Genomic DNA, 17234 nt, shown 5'->3' on the forward strand with positions numbered 1-17234 from the left:
CAGCCAATCCTGCGAGGTGCTTCTCTCGCTCGTTCCGTTATGATTTATAGCTAATATACCTGAAAAGGGAATTGATGTCAATTCTATTCACGAACATACATTCTATGATTTACCGTAGCCGAGTTCCTTCAACTGTTCCAAAGCGGAATCCATATAATTTTTATAACTAAAGGTGCTCTCAAGGGTATTGAGGAATTGATCGTACTGGTCCAAGCCGCTTTTGCCGTATACGAATTTGATCATTTCCTCCTCCACGAAGCGGTTGGCATCCGCCGCATTGTACCCCGGCGGGCTTTGGACATAACCATCGAGCGTCTGAATTCTGGGCAGGTTTGCCTCAAATTCGATGTACTCGGCTTGGGCGGCGAACTTCGTTTTTAAATACTCCGTCTCCTCCCGCCCGGCAAATTGGTACAACCACGTAAACCCGGCCTCCTGCTTTCCTTTGTCCGTGATGACCACTTGCTCGCCGTTCAACGTATAATGAACATCCTGCAAGCCGAATTGCACGAGACGTCCGCCTTCCGGCGTTGCAAGGTAATTGATCAGCTCCAAAATTTTGTCGAGCTTCTCCGGCTCCTTCTCCAGCCGTTTCGGAATGGCCCACAAACCGCCGGTAGCCCCGATGTTGATGGAATTGGAATTCTGCGTTCCGTCCGGTCCTTTCGGCGGACTGAGCTGAATCCACTCTGCTTTGGGATTGGCCCCCTTCCATACCGCAACCTGATCGTCCTTAATGATCTGCGCCCAGTCCAGGTTGATAATCCCCACTTTGCCTTGGAACGCCTTATCCTTCGCCATCGTCCCTTTGTTGCTCACGACCTCCGGATCAACGACTCCGGCATCCACAAATTTTTTAATCGTCGCCAGCGCCTCTTTCATTTTCGGGTGATACAGCGTATTCGTTACTTTGCCGTCTTCCACAAACAGCTTGGAACCCTCATAAATATTAGTAATGCCATAGGCGCCGAAAATGGGATCAAAGGTTTGAAAATTGGTGCCCGTGATGCCGAAAGTGTCATTTTTTCCGTTTTGGTCCGGATCCTGCTCCGTGAACGCTTTCGCTACAGCAAGCAATTCATCCACGGTTGCAGGCGGCTGAAGCTTCAAATTGTCGAGCCAGTCCTTGCGGATCCAATAGGTGTACGAGACGGCCTGCCCCGCCTTCGGCAGCGCATATTGTTTATCCGAAACGAGCCCTTTTTTGATCACATCGTTGCCGGCAAACTTGGTGTAATCGGGCATTTTTTCAAGGTATGGCGTCAAATCGAGCAGGCTGCCCGATTCCGCCAGTTTCTGCAGGTGAGGCTTACCGGTCACCATAAACAAGTCAGGCAAGTTGTTGGAAGCGGCAAGCACATTGATTTTGTTCTCGTAATCCGCCTGGTCCCCCACTAAGGTTTGCAACAAATCGATGCCCATTTTGGCATCAAGCTCTTTTTTTACAAAATCGCCGGCCGGCAGATTCGTTCCCCAGCTGACTTGGGATACATTGATCTTAACGGAGCCGGACGCTTTAGCTCCTTCGGAGCCGTTATCTTTCGTTTCCTCCTTTCCTCCACATGCGCTTAGCAGCGTCGCCGCCAAAACGACAACCAAAGATACTGACCAAATTCGATTTCTTTTCATGGATCGTCCCACCTCTATAGTTTTAAAATACCGCAACCCGGTTTCAATTCCAACAGCCCTTGTTTAACCTTTCACTGCCCCCAGCAGCATGCCCTTTGTGAAATGCTTCTGGATGAAAGGATACACCGCTATGATCGGAAGGCTGCCGGCAATGACCGCCGCCATTTGCATCGCGGCTGTAGGAACGGTAATTTCCGCCTGCAGCTCACTGGACTGCGTCAGCAGCAGCATATTTCGGATCACGACCTGAAGCGGATTCAAGTCCGTGTCCGTGATGTACAACACCGCCGAGAAAAAAGAATTCCAGTGCCCGACCATATAGAACAAACCGACGGTCATCATCGAGGGCAGCGACAGCGGAATGGCCACCTGCCACAGGATGCGGAATTCCCTGGCTCCGTCAATCCGTGCGGATTCGAATAGTTCTTCCGGCAATGTCTCAAAGAAACTTTTTAAAATGAGCACGTTAAACGTAGCGATCGCGCCCGGGATGATCAAGGCCCACAGCGTGTTGATCATGCCCAGGGACTGGATGACCAGATAAGTTGGAATCAAACCGCCGCTGAACAACATAGTGAATACCATGTACAGCAGAAAAAAAGTGCGTCCCGGCAAATTTCGGCGGCTTAGTGGATAAGCGGCCAACGTGGTAAAAATCATATTGACGAGCGTGCCGCCAACCGTAACGATTACGGTCACTAACATCGAGCGTCCCAATGCAGGGTCCGCAAAGATACGTTCGTAAGCCTCAAAAGAGATTTTACGGGGCAGTACGATAAAACCGCCGTTTTTAACCACCTCACTGTAGGGGGTCAGCGACATCGAGATCACATAAAGCAACGGAAATACAGCGGCTACGGCAATCAGAACCAAGATGACATATATAACGGCATTGAACCATTTATCCGACCGGCTGGTTACCATATGCTTCCCCCCCATCTTTTGGCCAGCTTGTTTGCTCCAAGCACCAGAACGAACCCGATCGCCGATTTGAACAGGCCGACGGTCGCGCCGAGGCTAAAATTCATTTGCTCCAGGCCGGTCCGATACACCCAGGTATCGATAATATCGCCGACCTCGTACACCCTTGGATGATAGAAAACAAAAACCTGTTCAAACCCCGCGTCCAAAATGCTCCCTATCCGAAGAATGAGCAGTAATATAATGACGTTACGGATTCCGGGCAGCGTAATATGCCAAATCATTCTCAACCGGCTGGCTCCGTCCACTTTGGCGGCCTCAAACAGCGTAGGATCAATACTGCTGATCGCAGCCAGATAAATGATCGCCCCCCAACCGAGATCCTTCCAGATTTCCGTCAAAACCAGGATGCTGCGGAACCACTCCGTCCCGTTCAGAAACGGAATGGCGCTTCCTCCCGTCTCCGTGATCCATCGGTTAAGGAGTCCTGTAGTCTCCGACAAAAAGGCGATGGAGATACCGTAAATGACGATCCAGGACAGAAAATGCGGCATGTAACTCAAGGTTTGAACCCAGCGTTTTAACCAGCCCACCCGGCATTCGAAAAAGACGATGGCCAGAATAATCGATGGAAATACCCCGAACAATAGCTTGTAAAGACTGATTAACAGCGTGTTGGTCAACAGTTGGGAGAAATAGGGGGATTCAAAGAACATCTTGAAATGCTTGTTCCATGGATCCGCCCATGGGCTCCCGAATATCCCCTCCGCAAAATTGTAATCCTTAAATGAAATCACAACCCCGTACATGGGAAGATATTTAAAAATAAAATACCAAATCAGACAGGGCAACAACATGATATACAGCGCTCTCATTTTCCAAATCTCCGCCGAGAGCCTGCGCAGCCGCTGTCCGGGCATGTTCCCGGCGGACCGGGGTGAATGTGCGTGTAAATTGACGTGCTGTTTCATACTCACCATCTTCCTCTCCGTTATATACTCCCATCATAACGAAAGAGGGATCAGCGCCGATATTGTCATTTCTCAGCAGTGTCATGCACATATTTCTGTTTTTAGCGGAATTCGCCTTCTATTTGTTTATCGCGCATGGGTTTCTCCAAAAGGATCATGCGCGGCGAGAGAGAATTTGACGGCATCCGCAATCGTCGTTTCGTCACCGGCGGTTCGGATGGTGACGGAGCCGCCCGTCCCTTCTCCAAACCGATATTTCCCGAGCCATACCCACTGATTATCGTTATTCATCTGGTTTACGGTTAACCCGGTTTCACTTCCTTCTTGATGCGAAATCTCCACGGCTGCTTTGGACGTCCGATTCGGTGAGGCGTTCCAAAGCATGTAGACATTGTACTCCCCGGCCTGTGGCAGGTTAGGGACCCATGTGGCCCGCTTTCCGGCCGCTTTTCCGTCATGCAAATAATCCTCTCCGTATCTGGAGGCCGAATACGTGCTGCTCTGCCAAAGACCGTCCACGGAAAAGCCGGAATCCCGATTATCGACGATGATGTCAACCCGTTGATCCGCCGGCGTTTCCACCCGAATCTCTCCGGAAGGCGCCGATTCATTCCCGGACAAATCCACGGCGGTCAATTGATAGAAATAGGCCGTCTCCGCCTCCACCCCATCCGTATCCAAATGGGTGTCGCCCTGCAGCATGTAAGCGATCCGGTTCGCGGGCCCGGGTACGAATGCGGGCTCGGTCGAGCGGTACAAATGATAGCCCGCGATAGCTACATCTCCAGGGGCGTTCCAGGTCAGTTTTATTTTGGCGTAAGACAGAGCCTCCGCCTGAAAACCACGCGGCGTCCGCGGCGGGGTAACGTCCATGGATTCGGTCTTGGCGGTAATTTTGGAAGCTTGTGATAAATTGCCGGCCAAATCTACCGCCTGGACGAAATAGGTATACTTAGTATCGGGCTCCAGGCCGGAAAAGCTATATGAGGTTCCATAAGTTTCAGCCAGGGTTTGACCCGCCGCATTGGAAATACGGTAGCCGCGAATCCCTGATTCCGAGTCCACACTTGTGTCCCAACTTAAATCCAGATACGTGGTTCCTTTAGCTTTAACTTCCAGGCGCTTTGGCGGTTTTGGCGCCTTATCGTCGTTAAATTCCGGAAGCTGAATAGGCTTGCTCGGTTCACCATACAAAATTCCGGTCCCGTTGGTACCGACATATACCCGGCCATGGACCTGCATGTCTCCAGCCATACTGTTCGGCTCATTGCCGGGGAAGGGATCGGAAACGCTAACCTTAACCCAAGTGGCTCCCATATCATCGGATCGGTAAATCGCCTCGTCCGGAAAGCCCGAGACTTTACCGTATACAAATACCGCCGGATTCAACCGACCTGGAGCCGCTTTCCCCAAGCTGAAGAGATAAGCCTGCTCCACCTTGTCCACTCGCTCAAATCGGTCTCCGCCATCGCCGGATCGAAACAAGCCCTTGTCATTCAGGCTTATCCAAACCTCGCCCATAACCCCTGGAGCTGCCTGAACATTATGCCATGGGGTTTGTTGGGAAGATAAATTGGAAACCGTTTCAAAAGATCTCCCCCCATTTGCACTGCGAAAGAACTTCCCGCTCTTGTAGTCGTAAGCATAGAAAACTCCATCCTTCACCTTGTCGGAAGCCAGCGGTTGATAATAACCGGCAAAAATATGGTCTCCTGTAATCATGCCTTCCGGTAGTCCCGCGCTCTTGGTCCAGGAGTTGCCGAGGTCCAGCGTATAATGTACCGAGCCTTTCTGCGGCATCCACACTGCATTATTGGAGTAGGTAGCCGAAACCGCGGTTTTTCCGCCCTGAACTCCCTTGAAGGGAAGGGTTTTAAACGCCGTATAAGTGTTGCCTCCATCGGTTGAATACCCGCCGCCGCCCGGATCGCTCCTGCCGTCTCCGTTCCATCCATACGTGCCGACACGAACCACAAAGTCAGGCCGGGATGCGGAAACGTCAATCCCCGTGGTGGTCAGCTCCTTGATGCCGCCGGATGACGTAAAGTAAGTGGACTCCGGAAAGCTCTCCAGCGAACGATGGTCGAAGCCCCCGTTATCCGCGATCCCGCTGTGCAGAACCCGGTTACCGAGCGGAGGGCTCACGAGATTCGCCACATTGACTACCGTCTCAAGCCCCTTGGCGGGGTTGCTCCATTGGGAAGGAACTTCGTTGACGTTCTCCGTCCTCCACGCATAATACCAATCCGTCATCCAAACCCGGCCTTGATGAAAAGGGTCGAAAGCCAGCGCGGACGTGGCGGACGACCAGTGCCAGGAGGGCATCCAGGGGACCAGCGAATTCCGGCTGACCTGCAATTTGGCCCAATGGGCCCCGCCGTCGGTCGAGCGATAAATCGGATTGCCGTGCGCGTCCTGCCGGCGAGCCGACAGCAGCGTGCTCGAATCCGCCGGATCCACGGCGATAGAGCCGAACGGTTGGCCTTTCTCCTCCGTCGGCGTAATGTCCGTCCATGCCCCATTTTCAAATTTGGACAGTCCCTGTCCATGTGCCACATATAAGGTTCCCTCTTTCGTAACGGCGGCACGGTTCGGTTTTTGCGGACTGCCGGGCAGCAGCGTCCAGGTTTCCCCCGAATCACGACTAACATAGACCCCGTAATTGTACGCACCCGCGTACAGGACGGAACTCCCCGTCCCTCCGCTGCCCGAAGACGGGTCAAACTGCACAAAGCTGATTCCATACGGCTGATTGTTCAAAGAAGGAAATGAATCAACCCGTGCCCAGCTTCCAGGCTCAGCCGCCTTCCTGCTTCGGAACAAACCGTCATAACGGGAACCGAAATAAACGATGTCGCCGTTGTCCGGATCCACGGCCAACCGTTCGCCGGCCGCCCGATTTTGGCCGTTGGACGACATTTTTACGTCTTTGCCTCCGGCTTTCAGACCGGTGGGGGTCCAGGTTTCGCCCCGATCGGTCGACTTGTAAACATCGCTGGGCGTCAGGTAATCGTACCTTCCCAAAGCGGCATAAACAACATCGGGATTGGAGGGATCCAAGGCAAGGCTCTCCCCACCGTACAAATTGGCATGTTGACGGTCCGCTTCACCAATCAGCTGCTTCCAGCTGCGGGTTTCTTCATTCCACCGAAAAATCCCGCCTACATCCGAACGGATATAGACCAGATCCGGCTCCTGCGGATGAATCGTGATCCCGGTAATATAACCTCCTCCGCCGATCGGTACTTGCCCCCATGTATATCCCCCTTCTTCCGAATCCTCCTTGCCCGCCGCGGCGATTAGAGGCGGGTCGATTAAACCGCCTGAACACCACGTGAAAATCACCATAAACACCAGCAGCACCGTTATTCGCCTTGATCCGTCGTTTCGCCGCATAAGATGCGCCTCCTTTTTCTAAAATAATATAAAGCGCTTACAAAACGCATGATATCAGACCCTCTTCCGGTCCATAATCAACAAATCTGTTTTGCTGAATGAACGAATTACACTATTCTCCCTGCTGCCGATCGCGGTAAAGACGTGAAAACCGGGCTCATAGCCCGGCTTCCTCACGCTTTAGAGCTAGACGGTATTCACTCGGCCGCAGCCCCGTCCACCTCTTGAATATTTTAAAAAAATAACTGGGGTTGGCAAATCCGCATCTCTCGCCAATTTCGGCCACCGTCAGGTCCGTTTGCTCCAAATATCCCTTGGCCTCCTGCACCCGAACCTGCTGAAGGTAACCGATGAACGTCTGGCCGGTCTTCTTTTTAAACAGTCCGCTCAAGTAATTCTCATCCATGTTCACTCGTTGGGCCATGGCTTGCAGCGAGATATCCTCGTCGAAATGCTCGAGTACATAATGGATCACCCGGTTAATTTCTTTATGGTCCGTCTCCTCCAATGCCGGCCTGGTCCTTCCCTTGGAATACCGGATCATCCGTTCCGAAAGCCACTCGAACAAGGCTTGATGACGGGTACACAGCAACATCTCTTCCGCGCCGGAAAGTAACGGTTTGCGGCTAATGCGGGCAAAAAGTCTGTCCAGCCGCTCGGCCGTTTCCTTTACTTGTACCATAGGCAGCAAATGGGTCTCCATGAAGGACCATAACTCTTTAAGCTTCTCCGCGCATTCGTTGACAGCAGCCTTGGCAAAACGGTGCAGGATCTCTTGCTCCAATTCCCAAGGAATCGCGGGGTATTCGTCCTGCAGATCGATCGGATATCCGCCGTTAACCGCCGTACGGCACCCGAAATAATAATAGCGGTCGAGCTCCCGCAACATTTGAGCCCATTCCCCTGCGACATCGTCCGCCGTTTTTTGCTCCAGGTAGACCGTACGGCACAGCGGCGTAAAGTTTGGAGTACGGCCATTCAACTTTTGGGTCAAAGCGGAAGAAGCGGCCGCATCGCCGGGACAAATGAGCAAGGTGTTGACCCCCATCGCCCTGTAGGCCATGATGCGGTATGAACCCGGCCTTTCGTCAGCCAGCATCTCCCCCGCCTGTTCGCAAGATAACTCCTTTTCACGCTCCAGCCAGGTCAGAAGGATAAGTTTGTTCCCGATCTCATGCATGTTTAACTCGGCTAGTTTTCCCGCCTCCATCGGGGATAGCTTTTTACCGCAAGCTTTTTTCCATAAGTAAGGAAGGCGTTCCTCCAGATACTCCCACTTCAACTTCGCCCTTTCCTCGACCTGTCGCTGAAGTCGGCTCTTCACCTTGTTCAAAGCTTCCAGCAGCTTGTCGTCATCCATCGACAATTTCAAAATATAGCTGGAGGCCCCATACTCCAACGCCATCCTGGCATATTCAAATTCACCGGCACAGGTTAGCATAATAAACGCCGCTTCATTCCCTCGTTTTCTCGCCTGCTGAAGCAGCTCGATACCGTCCATATAGGGCATAAGCACATCGCTGATCACAATATCCGGCGACACCGTCTCCATTTGCTCCAGTGCCTCCAAGCCGTGGGCGGCCTCGGCCGCTATGGTAAATCCGTGTTGTTCCCACGGGATCGTGTTGCGGATCGCTCTTCTCACAAACGGTTCGTCTTCAACGAGCAGGATACTCCACATGTCGGGCTTCCTCCTTATCATAGGGTGAGGATATCAGCAAGGGAATTTCAAGCGCCGCAAGCATTCCCGGGTTGGCGGGAACCAGCTCCAAGCTAGCTTCGCCTTTGTACAACAGGGCTAGACGTTCCTTGAGATTGCTGATTCCGATTCCCCTCCGCCTTCCCGGTGGACGCATGGCTTCCGTAGCTGCGGGACCTTGTCCGTTGTCCAGAATTTCTACTCTCAATTTACGCGATTCCTTGGCGACCCGTATGAAAATGCGGCCGCCTTCGCGCATATGAATCAAACCGTGGTGCAGTGAATTCTCCACCAGCGGTTGCAAGCTGAGTTTCGGAATTAACGCGTAATCCAGCCCTTCCTCCATCTCGATCTCCGACTGAAAGGTATGGTCGTAACGGAAGGATTGGATATAAAGATAGGACTCCACCAGGCGGATTTCCTCCTTCAAATGAACCAGATCCACCTCGGTATTCAGACCGCATTCCAGCAGTCTGCCGAGATTTTGGCAAATCTCGTAGGTTCCCGCATCCCCTTGGCTCCGCGCGTTCCATTTCAGGGTGTTTAAAGTATTCAGCAAAAAGTGAGGATTCATTTGCGACATCAGGATTTGAAAGCGCAAAGCTTCTTTTTGTCGCTCCTCCGCCCGTAAAGTGGCGATCAGCTTGCGAATGTCGTCCGTCATTTGATTGAAGGATCTCGCCAGCTCCCGCGTCTCGCCTTTATATTTGGACTCCTGCAGGTGAAGATGCATATACTGATCCGCCATTTGCGTCATTTTGCGCTGTAACTGACGTAACGGCCGCAGAATGGAAGACACGATCGCATAGGTAACCAGCATAAATACGATAACCGTCAACAGGAAAGAAAAAATAACCTGCCGTTTCATGGACCACACATTCCCTGATAACGCTTCCAGGGGAAAGCGATTCAACATGTACCAATTCATATTCGGCATGTAAACACCGTTATACATATATTGATCCTGAGCATCGGTGAAATACCGGCTCGGATTTTTCTTAAATGCGGGAAGCATCGTTTGCAAACGATTCGCCTCCGATTCGTCCGCCTCCAATAGAATCGGCTTGCCCTGTCCGTCCAGCAAATAATAATTCTGCTTGATCAAAAAGCCGCCCGTAATCGAATTCATCCAGGATTTGATATCCAAGCTGATGCGGATATAGCCGAAGGTATCCCCCTGCGGGGTTTGCAGTTTTCCGTAAAGGGAAAAGAGCTCGGAGGGCGGAAATGTGCTCTCATATCTGTCTTCGGGCGCATGGACCGTCCAGAAGTAAGGTTCCTCCGTAGACAGCAACCGCCGAAAAGTACCTCCGTCAAAAAGCGAATCGGTCGCCTCCGAACTCCCGTTAGGATTTATCTCCGCCGCTTCCATTCTTTCGGTCCCCTCCTCAAGAGAAGTATAAACATGCCCCGACAGATCGGCTAATGTGATATTAACCGGGATAACGGCATTCATGAGACCTTGTTTAACGCTCAATAAGCGGTTTTGCAAAAAAAGCCGGCGGTCCTCCTCTTTCATGTCTCCCGGAGTCCGAAGCATCCGGACTACTTCGGGGTCGCGTTCCAATTGGAGCATCGATCCGAGAACACCGAGCCGGAGATTTTCCAGGCTATTCTTCAACGAATCCAGTTGTCCGATATTTTGCTCCGCGATATTATCCTTCATCATCGTCTCCAGCCGGGTAATGCTATGGATTTGCACGATGGTTGCCGGAATCAGCACGAAGAGCAAGATGGAAATAAACAAGCGATGTTTTAAACTGAGACGGTTAAATATGGCCGAAATCCAGTTCCAGTTCAAGCCCAAACTCCTCTCCCCTGTCTAGTTATGACCTGCTGCGGTTAGCCCTAGTGTATCACAGGCAGGTATTACGGGAAGAACGTATTTTTTTATTGCGAGCCATAACAACGAATTTCATACACCCCTGCGGCCGGATCCCCCCAGGTTGCCAGAATGCTGAGTCTCAATTTATCGATGCAAATCGCCTCATCCAGTTTATGACGAACTTTGCATTGAACGTTTCCCTCCACACGCACCACTTCCCTCCAACCATCTCCGTTCCAGACCTCGATACAGTAGTCCTTCGCCGTTTGAGGATCGCGATAGAACGGTGGATAGTTATGGTATTCACGCAACAGGTGGCCCGGAAAAGTCACCTCGATGATGCTGATGGTTTGCGCTTCTTTCCATTCCATCTCCATCCAGGGTTGCATGGAATCCGCAGGATCGGAGCGCCAAAGGTTCGTATAATCGTAGGGACGAGTGATTCCCGAGAGCACGTTTTCCGCCGAAAAGCAGCTTTGCGGCGGGGTTACCCGGTAGCTGAGCGTGCCGCCGTCCCGATATCTTCGCATGCGGCCGTCGCCCATTTCGTAAGCAGAGGTATGCCCGGGAATGACGGTTCCCGCGATGTGCCACTCCACCGAAGGACAGGGCAGCAAATCAAGACGGATATAACGCCCCGGCCGCATGAGCGCGGTTTCATCGGGAGATAACTCCCATCGGATCCATTGTTTTTTTCCCGGAGGAACGACCAACTCCGCTTGGGCGAGCCTGGCCGATCCCCGGCTGCGATAATCCCATATGTGCTCCACGTCCACAAGCTCCGCGGCCACGGTTTGTTCTGAGCCCGAGTCATTGGTTAAGCATACCGATAGAGAGCGGATTCTTTCCGGACCGACGGCAATCCATTGACCGCGCCGGTGATTCAGCGGCTCTTTCGACCGCCGCCTTTCTTCCCTGTCGCCAAGAATAAAGCCTCCGGTCGGATCGAGACTGTCCGGCCCCGCCCCTTGCACCGGTTCCGAACTGCTGGCCGTCACGCGGGCCCGCCTTGCCAGATCCTCGGGATCACAGCCCCGGACATTCGGAAGAAAGCAGCCGTCGCGGAGTAATTGCTGCTGCACCTCGCCGATACATCGCTCCGTTACTTCCGCCACGCCGATCCCTTGACGTAGGGCAATAGCCACCGCCGTTCCGGCAGCTTGCCCCATCAGAGCCGTGGTGGCCATGACTCGCACCGTTCCCAATGCGGCGTGGGTGACGCTGACGTTCCGCCCCGCCATCATCAAATTGTCCACATCCTTGGCGAGCAAGATGCGCAGCGGTATGCCGTAGGGACCACAATAGCTTTTGACCGCGTATTCCGTCGTTTCTTTGTAGCCCTCCGCACTGGAAGGCTCCGCGCTCCCCGCTAACAGTCCCCCGGCCGTATGTAAGTCGATAAACCATCCGCCGTAAGCAATTTCATCCGGGAACACCGTTTTGCCGGCCGGATCGTGTTCGGTCATGAGATAACGTCCCATGATTCTCCGGCTTTCCCGTTTGCCCGGAACCTGGCCGATCCAGTCCAACGCCAGATGAGCGGCACGCTCCTTCAAGATCGGATCCCGATTCTTGATATAATCCCAAATGCCCAGCGTATGGCGAGTCAACTCGTGACGGATTTTTTCTTGGTCGTACACCGTATTCCACGGCACGCCGATCTCAATCCACCAATAGCCCGATTCCAATTCGTAAAAATGCCTTCCCTGACCGGCAAAAAATGCGGGATCCTCGTACCGCACCGTCCATTCCGGCGCCTTGAACGGAACCGGCCTGCCTATATCTCGGGCCTTAAAATGAATGGAACTGCCCATGGTGTCGTTGCTTGCCGCCAGCGGCGCGTGCGGTTCCTCAAACTCCTCCCTACTTTCACTGCCCCATCTCCATTCGCAACCGGCCGCATCGGCGACAACCCCATCACCCGTGCAGTCCATAAAAATTTGGCCGCCGATCCTAAGTTCGGTCTCCGCTCCGGTCATCCTCGCCGTCACGCTTCGAATCGTTCGCGATCCGTCCATCTGCACCCCGGTTACGGAGGTGTTCAGATAAAACGTCAAATTTGGCGTGCTGACAGCCATATGATATAAAGTCATATCCCAAACACTGTTCGTCCACCCGTTCTCCCGAATCGTTTCGTGATTGACAGACCGTTCCTCGATCAACAGCTCGGAAATAATCCCCGTCTCCCGGGCATATGCATGGAAAGCCGCCGCACCATGCGGCGTGACGCGAATTTCAGATGAACTGTTACCCCCGAACACGGGACGATCCCCGATCAGACATACCGTAGAGCCGAGCCTTGCGGCTGCCACGGCCGCGCAAAATCCGGCCAAACCTCCGCCGCAAACCACAATATCGTAATGTTCCTGTCTGGTTTGTACCACCGATTTCCCTCCATCCTCACTTAACCGTCTGTTCCTTCTATGAGTGTAGTCCATGGGGGAGAAAACATCCGTCAACAAATCTATTCGATAGGGTGAACAAATTTAGTTAAACTTTGTAGGACCGCCGATACTCCGAGGGACGAACCCCCTTTTGCTTCAAAAAAACCCGGCTCAAATAAAAACCGCTCTCATATCCGCACTTTTCCGCGATCGTATCAAGCGTATCCTCCGTCTCTTCCAGCAGGAGACAGGCTTTGCCGATTCGTAAATCCGTCACGTACTCAAGGGGAGTCTGGCCTGTGGCGTTACGGAAGCGCCTGATAAACTGAACCGGCGACATTCCGTAGCGCGCGGCAACCTGCCGGATTTCCAGGGGGGCGCCGGCTAGTTTTTTCAGTTCGGTTATGGCTTCCTCTATTTGCGTATCGGTCGAGATCGGCTTGTTATTTTTTATAAAACTCTGGTAAAAGACCTGCATACCCAAATCGGCAAATCCATAATGGCGCCATCGTGCCGCCTCGTTCTTCCCCAGTTTGTCCGCCTCTCTCATCAAGCGCAAATTCGAAAAAAACCGCTCCCTGTCCATAAAACGGATATGACACCTCGATGTTAAAGCCCGAAGCATGTCATCCCCCTCTTGAGCCGGTGTCGAAGCCTGGTCGGACAGCCCGTTTAACCGGAATGATACATAATGAAAAGAGACCGGTTTCAACACTTTGCGTTTTAACCATACCCCTGGCGGGCAGATGATTGCTTCCCCTCCTCCGGCTTCACCTGAGTCTGAACCGACCGCATAGGAAATGCTCCCGCTTTCCAAGGCAAACATCACCCAGTCTTCATTCCGATCCTGCTCCAAAGCAAACTGACGCTTGAAATCCCAGTAACGGTAGCCCGTAATTGAAACGGATGCGCCTCCTTGCCCCACCTTCCATTTCACCCCTTTTTGAAATTTTGGATATGTTTATTGTAATTTAAGCCATTTTTATAGTAAACACAATTTATTACTATGAAATTAAAGACAATTAACTATTGTCATACAGCGGTGATCGATCGTAAAAAAGGAGTTGTTCGCCATGAAAAATGAGACTGTCACCTCGGATATCACCGTAGTCGGTGGCGGCCTTGCCGGTATATGTGCCGCCATTGCCGCGGCCAGGCTGGGGAAGAGCGTAGCGTTGGTTCATAATCGACCGGTTTTAGGGGGAAATTCCAGCAGTGAAGTGAGAGTGTGGGTTTGCGGCGCGACCGGACACGGAGTCAACCGGTATGCCCGGGAAACGGGCATCATGGGGGAACTGTTCCTCGAAAATCAGTTCCGGAACATGGAGGGCAATCCATACCTGTGGGATCTTACACTTCTGGAGGCCGTGAAGGCGGAGCCTCATCTTTCGCTGTACTTGAATACGGACGTTCATGAGGTGCATGCCGAAGGGCCGGAGGAGGACCGGAACATTCAGAGTGTGACGGGCTGGATGATGGGCTCCGAACGAAAAATTGAGTTTCGCAGCCGTTTGTTTCTCGATTGTACCGGGGATGGGCTGGTTGGTGCGCTAGCCGGGGCCAAGTACCGAATCGGCCGGGAGTCCACGTCCGAGTTCGGTGAACCGTGGGCGCCGGAAAAGGCGGATACGATCACCTTGGGCAGTACGCTGCTGTTCTATACGAAGGACGCCGGTGAACCGGTTCGCTTTATCCCCCCTTCGTTCGCCAAGGATATTACGCAAACCTCCATTCCGCTTCGGCGAATTATTCGCAGCGGCGATAACGGTTGTGCTTATTGGTGGATCGAATGGGGCGGCGAATTGGATACGGTCCACGATAACGAACGGATCCGGGATGAACTTTGGGCTGTTATCTATGGGATCTGGGATTACATCAAAAATTCAGGAAACTTCGCAGCCGAGAACCTGACGCTGGAGTGGGTCGGCAGCCTCCCCGGTAAACGCGAATACCGCCGATTTATTGGCGATTATACGTTGACACAGCACGACATTTTGGCTCAGCGGCCTTTCGAGGACCGCATCGCGTTTGGCGGCTGGTCGATCGATCTCCATCCTCCCGGCGGCGTTTACGCGGAGGAACAGGGCTCCAAGCACTGGTTTGCGGATGGCATTTATCATATCCCCTTCCGTTCGATTTATTCCGTCAACGTCAATAATTTACTGTTTGCAGGAAGGAATATCAGCGCCTCCCACGTTGCATTCGGCACAACGCGCGTAATGGCCACCTGCGCCATTTTGGGAGAGGCGGCCGGAACGGCCGCGGCATTATGTGAGACCAAATCAGTAACGCCGCGGAAACTGGGGAGGCTCCATCTGGCCGAGCTGCAGCGGATGCTGCTTCGCCAGGACGCGTCGATCATCGGGTTGAAGGCGGATGACCCGGCTGACCTGGCCTCTCAAGCCGCCGTTCGCGCCTCTTCCACACTCGCTGTCTATGCGCCTTCCGGACCCTTTGAACGCATTTTACTAGAGGCGGATTTCGGGATCCTTGTTCCCGTTGATGGCCGCTTAACGGACTTGCAGCTTTTGACGGAGTGTTCCGCAGCCACCATATTGATTGCGGAACTCTATACGACGGGCAGGAAAGAAAACTATGTTCCTCATACGGCGGTGCAACACGTTGAGATCCCACTTCGCCCCGGCGAGCCGGAATGGGTTCAAGTTCCGCTGGATTGGACGCCGGAGGAAGCATCCAACGCTTTTATCGTCATTAAAGCTAATCCGCATGTTGCCTTGTTTACATCGTCGCATCCTTTAACCGGCGTGCTTTGTTTCCAAAAAGGAGAGCCCCCCGTCGTGTCCGCCGAATACGGTGATCGTCAGCCTCCCCAGCCTGTCCAGCAATGGAGTGCGGGGCCCTTTTCCCGGCGTCCCCTCTGCTTTCGGTTGCCGACTGGCCGCGCTCTTGATCCCGACAAAGTGATTGACGGGTTTAACCGCCCCTATGGCGGACCGCACTGTTGGGTATCCGAACCGTTGGCGGAGGGAGAGGCCGCTTGGATCGAGCTTCAATGGGAACAGGAAGTTTCAATACGGGAAATTCATCTGACCTTCCAGGATGATGTCAATGAGGATTTAATCAACCTCCATCATCATCGTACACCGTTTCAGGTCATCCCCGAACTTGTGAAGGACTACCGGATCGAAGCCCACACGCCCTTGGGGACCATAGAAATCGTTAACCGCAAAAACAACAGGAGACGGAAAAACATCCATCGGCTTGACCACCCGATCTCGGCATCCTCCCTGAGACTGATTGTGGAGTCGACCAACGGCTCCCCGCGGGCGGAGGTCGTCGAAATCCGCGTCTACCCCACATCATCGTTCGGCAGGTAATTTTCCCTAACAAATGACGAACCTAAACAACTCCCAAAGAATGGATAGCATCGCTTGTATCCTTTCCTGGGAGTTGCTTCTGTTATTTTATATTTTTATACTTAAGCCAACTGAATTTCTTTTTCCATCACGTAATCATCCATCACATAACCATTTCCGATATCCGCCACCTGTGTGCGAACCGGTTTGAAGCCTTTTCTGGTGTAAACCGCTATTGTGTCGTCATTATACCGATTTACCGTAAGCCAAATGTGCCCAAGCCCCCGTTGTTTGCATACCTCCCCGAGAAATTCCATTCCTTTGCTGGCGTAGCCTTTCCCGCGATGTTCTTTACGTACATATAGCTTGCTTAAAAACAGCTTTCCCTCCTCTTCCTTAACACCTATATAACCGGCAGGTTCCCCTTTATCTTTCAAGAAAAAGTATTCATACCCTTGATTTTGGATTTGATCCGTAATGGCGGGCGTAGATTGGAACTTGTCCACCATGTAATCGATCTGTTCCTCGGATAAAATACTAACGTAATATTCATGCCATATTTCCGAGGCCAACTCCGCCAATACTGAAATTTCAGCCGCCGTACTTACTTTCTCGATAACTAACTCCATATGATCTACCATCCTTCATCCGTAATTCCTCTGCACCTTTAAGACCTAACCATTCTAGCACAATGATTAAACTCTAACAAATGAAGCGGGTCGCAACGTGCCTGCCAAGTAGATGCTACGTGGTTTTAGTGAGCAGCGTTGAATTCCTGCAAATGTGCAGGCTTTTTTGCTGTAGGAGCCCGATTCGGCCGTACGGGCCGAAAATTCCTGCACTTTTGCATCTTTTTCGAATTTCGAGGCAATAACGCTCGGAAATACCTGCAGATTTGCAGGTATTTCGCTTTTAACAAACAAAAAAAGCACTACCGCATCATACGGTAGTGCTCTTTCTCAGTTGCTTGGCGGCGTCCTACTCTCCCAGGACCCTTCGGTCCAAGTACCATCGGCGCTGGAGGGCTTAACGGTCGTGTTCGGGATGGGTACGCGTGGAACCCCTCCGCCATCGCCACCAAACATGATTTTT

At 52.5% G+C, this 17234-nt stretch carries 10 protein-coding genes and 1 rRNA gene; 1 reads left to right on the top strand and 10 read right to left on the bottom strand.

Annotated features, from left to right (window positions below):
- Positions 1 to 102: 102 nt before the first annotated feature.
- The 8 genes from LBW89_RS20340 to LBW89_RS27750 form a co-directional block, all read right to left on the bottom strand.
- The gene (locus tag LBW89_RS20340) at positions 103 to 1629 is read right to left on the bottom strand and encodes an extracellular solute-binding protein (protein WP_148457809.1); all 1527 of its coding nucleotides are present in this window, start codon (positions 1627 to 1629) and stop codon (positions 103 to 105) included.
- 63 nt (positions 1630 to 1692) lie between these two features.
- The gene (locus LBW89_RS20345; RefSeq protein WP_148457810.1) at positions 1693 to 2553 is read right to left on the bottom strand and encodes a carbohydrate ABC transporter permease; all 861 of its coding nucleotides are present in this window, start codon (positions 2551 to 2553) and stop codon (positions 1693 to 1695) included.
- Positions 2547 to 3470, bottom strand: a complete 924-nt coding sequence (locus LBW89_RS20350; protein WP_148457985.1) for an ABC transporter permease — start codon at positions 3468 to 3470, stop codon at positions 2547 to 2549. Before LBW89_RS20350 ends, LBW89_RS20345 begins: the two co-directional genes overlap by 7 nt.
- 177 nt (positions 3471 to 3647) lie before the next feature.
- A complete protein-coding gene (locus tag LBW89_RS20355; protein ID WP_148457811.1) occupies positions 3648 to 6917 on the bottom strand; it encodes a fibronectin type III domain-containing protein in 3270 nt (1089 codons plus the stop codon).
- A 157-nt stretch (positions 6918 to 7074) separates the two neighbouring features.
- Positions 7075 to 8598: a helix-turn-helix domain-containing protein gene (locus tag LBW89_RS20360; RefSeq protein WP_170287204.1), complete on the bottom strand. Its 1524-nt coding sequence runs from the start codon at positions 8596 to 8598 to the stop codon at positions 7075 to 7077.
- The gene (locus LBW89_RS20365; protein ID WP_225040112.1) at positions 8576 to 10417 is read right to left on the bottom strand and encodes a sensor histidine kinase; all 1842 of its coding nucleotides are present in this window, start codon (positions 10415 to 10417) and stop codon (positions 8576 to 8578) included. The genes LBW89_RS20360 and LBW89_RS20365 overlap by 23 nt, the downstream gene beginning before the upstream one ends.
- A gap of 89 nt (positions 10418 to 10506) precedes the next feature.
- Positions 10507 to 12825: an FAD-dependent oxidoreductase gene (locus LBW89_RS20370; protein WP_225040114.1), complete on the bottom strand. Its 2319-nt coding sequence runs from the start codon at positions 12823 to 12825 to the stop codon at positions 10507 to 10509.
- Between the two features lie 106 nt (positions 12826 to 12931).
- Entirely contained in the window at positions 12932 to 13750 is an 819-nt protein-coding gene (locus LBW89_RS27750) for a helix-turn-helix domain-containing protein (protein ID WP_148457815.1), read from the bottom strand.
- A gap of 148 nt (positions 13751 to 13898) precedes the next feature.
- On the opposite strand from LBW89_RS27750, the gene LBW89_RS20380 reads away from it, so the two are divergent.
- On the top strand, positions 13899 to 16163 hold the full coding sequence (locus tag LBW89_RS20380) for an FAD-dependent oxidoreductase (RefSeq protein WP_148457816.1): 2265 nt from the start codon (positions 13899 to 13901) through the stop codon (positions 16161 to 16163).
- A 101-nt stretch (positions 16164 to 16264) separates the two neighbouring features.
- On the opposite strand, the gene LBW89_RS20385 is transcribed toward LBW89_RS20380, so the two are convergent.
- Together LBW89_RS20385 and rrf are read right to left on the bottom strand one after the other, a co-directional pair.
- Entirely contained in the window at positions 16265 to 16771 is a 507-nt protein-coding gene (locus tag LBW89_RS20385; protein WP_148457817.1) for a GNAT family N-acetyltransferase, read from the bottom strand.
- Positions 16772 to 17107: 336 nt separating this feature from the next.
- Positions 17108 to 17224, bottom strand: a 5S ribosomal RNA gene (rrf, locus tag LBW89_RS20390).
- Between the last annotated feature and the right edge of the window lie 10 nt (positions 17225 to 17234).

This window comes from Paenibacillus sp. alder61, assembly GCF_020179875.1.
Classification (GTDB): domain Bacteria; phylum Bacillota; class Bacilli; order Paenibacillales; family Paenibacillaceae; genus Fontibacillus; species Fontibacillus faecis.